Consider the following 2,647-nt stretch of genomic DNA (forward strand, 5'->3'; position numbering starts at 1 on the left):
AATCACTGTTTCTGGTTGCAAGGTAATACTCAATTTGAGCACTATCATAGTTATGAAATCACAAAACACAAGTAATATTTATTACATCATATGACATACTTCATATTTCATACTTCATAAATATGAATGCATGTTGACACATCAGGTTACCGTGTCAAAATATCATCATACTTCACACATCACATTTATGAGGTTGCAATGATTACTGTAGTTGGTGGGAACAAAGGTGGTTCAGGGAAAACTACCATTGCATCAAACCTGGCTATTGCTCTCGCAAATAAAGGAAGGGAAGTCTGCCTGTTAAACGGAGATCTACAACGAACAGCCGCAAAACATCATGCGGAACGAGAAGCTGCAGGACTGTTACCAGCAATAACCCTTGTTGAGAAATTTGATAACCTGACACAAACACTACAGGCTCTGAATGAAAAGTTCGATGATGTAATAGTGGATGTCGCAGGAAGAAACTCAAAGGAATTCATAACGAGTGGAGTTGTCGCACATCAAATAATTGCGCCACTACAGTGTTCTCAACCAGATCTGGATACTCTTACAGAACTAGAACAACAGATAGACGCAATGCGTAACCTTAACCCGGAACTTAAGGTTTATTGTTTACAAAGTATGGCAACAACCAATCCGGTTTTGAGGGGAAATGAGAGAAAAGAATTCCTTGAATATCTTGAAGAATTCCCAACAATTCAAGTCCTGGATTCAGTTATTTGTTTCAGAAAAGTCTATCGCGATTGCATGAGCAACGGCACCGGTGTAGTAGAAACGAACAATACAGCAGCCAGAGCAGAAATTGAACATTTAATGAATGAGGTATTTGGCCCATGGTGAAGAAACCCAGCCAGCAAGCATTAAACAGAGCTGCAGTTACGGTAGAACAAGCAGAGGCTCTGGCTCAGCGCCTTGCGGATAAACCATACGGCGCGCCGGAAAAACTCGAACCAGAAAAACAATGTCGGACGACAATCTCTCTTGGTGAAAGCATGCTTGTCACAATAGAAGATCTGGCATTGAGGAATAAACGCAATGGTAAAGATCCAAAAAATGTAAGTGCCATCGTCAGAGTAGCCCTTGAGCAATACTTAAAAACACTAACGTAATAATCAAGAAGTTATTACTTATGAAATCACACTTATGAAATCACACTTGTGAATTCACACTGTTTAAGCACCCTTGCATACAAGAGATCACATATTGCAGTGGTCTCTTCTTTTATAGAATAAATCACAATTCATAATTATGATTTGTGACTTATGCGTGTCTGTTTTTCAGCATTGTGACAGCATCGGACTCAGGCATCGAAAACTGCACCCGGTGCCGTGCAGCCACATCCAGCGCAAACACCTTCGTGTACACCTCTGTCGAACTAATCGACTTGTGCCCCATCAGGCTCTGCAGCACCTTCAGCGGAATACCAGCATACAGCATATGCATCGCGTAGGAATGGCGGAAAGTATGTGGGGTAACCGGAACAGAGAACGTCACGCCGTCGGCCGCAGCGGCCTCTACAGCTTCATTCAGCCAGGTGCGAACTGTGCGGTCGGTGATTCCCCAGATGCGCGCCTTCTCCATTCTTCCGGTTCGTTTGTTTCTGCGCTCCAGTGGGATTTTCAGCGTGGCCACCATCATCTGCAGTTGGCTGACGTATTGTGTATCGGACAGGGGAACCAGGCGATGCACCTGACTGCCAGCAGGGACACGGCCTGCCGTTCTGGTCGCTTTTTCAGTCCGTTGTTTGAGCGTGGCCAGCTGTACGAACGGATATGGCGGCGCCAGAGAAAAATCTCCCCGCGTCAGCGCCAGCGCTTCGTTTATACGTGCGCCCGTGTTCCACAGGGTGGCCAGCAACATTTTGCGGTGCAGATCCGGTACATAGTGGAGCAGGGCGCTGATCTCCGGCGCCAACAGATATTTTGGTAATTCGTCCTGCACAAGTGCCATCTGACGTAGTGCCAGCGCAGCCGGGTAATCAATGGCAACAGGTAATGTTGCCGGAGGCGTTAAAAAAGAACCTGGCAGGGAAAGCAATTGTGGGCCACTCATGATGTCCCCTTTATGAAATCCTCAATCTCTTGCTCGGTCTTTTTAGACTTCTTTACCATTTCGTACTCCTTTTGGAGTGTTTTACCTCTGGCTTTCAACAATACCAACCTCGTTGGCGATAGTGTATCGGAAAGGCCGTGCAGAGGGAGGCCACATAACATTCTCAGTTCTCGTGATAACCGCAGTGCTTTTACTCCCAACATAGCTGCGTTTTTATGCAAACTATATTCACCCGCTCCACCATAAGGAGTATCTTCAACAAACACATTATCTACACACACGACAGCTTCGTAGCTGAGAACAGAGAGTTCGCTGAGCCTATACATCAGGCCAGAAGGAAGGGAGCGCCAGTTACCAGATACCGGGGAATAATCGATTTCCGGTAATAAGAACTCAGCTTCTCCTCTGCCATCCTGATCGTGCTCCACAGGGCACTGTTGCAAATAGTCGGTGGTGATAAACTTATCATCCCCTTTTACTGATGGAGCTGCACATGAACCCATTCAAAGGCCGGTATTTTCAGCGTGACATCATTCTGTGGGCCGTACGCTGGTACTGCAAATACGGCATCAGTTACCGTGAGCTGCAGGAG

4 protein-coding genes and 1 pseudogene are annotated in these 2,647 nt (G+C 46.1%); 3 read left to right on the top strand and 2 right to left on the bottom strand.

The genetic code is table 11. The features are described from left to right. The first annotated feature begins 198 nt into the window (after positions 1-198). Together OQV04_RS24175 and OQV04_RS24180 are read left to right on the top strand one after the other, a co-directional pair. Positions 199-843 (top strand): division plane positioning ATPase MipZ, encoded by a 645-nt coding sequence (locus OQV04_RS24175; RefSeq protein ID WP_000633913.1) that lies wholly within the window; start codon positions 199-201, stop codon positions 841-843. Then, a complete protein-coding gene (locus OQV04_RS24180) occupies positions 837-1,112 on the top strand; it encodes a hypothetical protein (RefSeq protein ID WP_050858693.1) in 276 nt (91 codons plus the stop codon). Before OQV04_RS24175 ends, OQV04_RS24180 begins: the two co-directional genes overlap by 7 nt. 151 nt (positions 1,113-1,263) lie before the next feature. On the opposite strand, the gene OQV04_RS24185 is transcribed toward OQV04_RS24180, so the two are convergent. Beyond that, the gene (locus tag OQV04_RS24185) at positions 1,264-2,055 is read right to left on the bottom strand and encodes a site-specific integrase (protein WP_000016494.1); all 792 of its coding nucleotides are present in this window, start codon (positions 2,053-2,055) and stop codon (positions 1,264-1,266) included. After that, on the bottom strand, positions 2,052-2,558 hold the full coding sequence (locus OQV04_RS24190; protein ID WP_001505085.1) for a hypothetical protein: 507 nt from the start codon (positions 2,556-2,558) through the stop codon (positions 2,052-2,054). The genes OQV04_RS24185 and OQV04_RS24190 overlap by 4 nt, the downstream gene beginning before the upstream one ends. On the opposite strand from OQV04_RS24190, the pseudogene OQV04_RS24195 reads away from it, so the two are divergent. Next, a pseudogene (locus OQV04_RS24195) lies at positions 2,549-2,647 on the top strand (IS6 family transposase); the annotation flags it as partial. The gene OQV04_RS24190 and the pseudogene OQV04_RS24195 sit on opposite strands and share 10 nt — an antisense overlap.

The organism is Escherichia sp. Lx600-2 (assembly GCF_036662595.1).
Classification (GTDB): domain Bacteria; phylum Pseudomonadota; class Gammaproteobacteria; order Enterobacterales; family Enterobacteriaceae; genus Escherichia; species Escherichia coli.

Excerpts from the sequence above, each read along its gene's own strand:
- OQV04_RS24185 (WP_000016494.1), bottom strand. The coding sequence starts at position 2,055 with ATGAGTGGCCCACAATTGCTTTCCCTGCCAGGTTCTTTTTTAACGCCT.
- OQV04_RS24190 (WP_001505085.1), bottom strand. The coding sequence starts at position 2,558 with ATGGGTTCATGTGCAGCTCCATCAGTAAAAGGGGATGATAAGTTTATC.
- OQV04_RS24180 (WP_050858693.1), top strand. The coding sequence starts at position 837 with ATGGTGAAGAAACCCAGCCAGCAAGCATTAAACAGAGCTGCAGTTACG.
- OQV04_RS24175 (WP_000633913.1), top strand. The coding sequence starts at position 199 with ATGATTACTGTAGTTGGTGGGAACAAAGGTGGTTCAGGGAAAACTACC.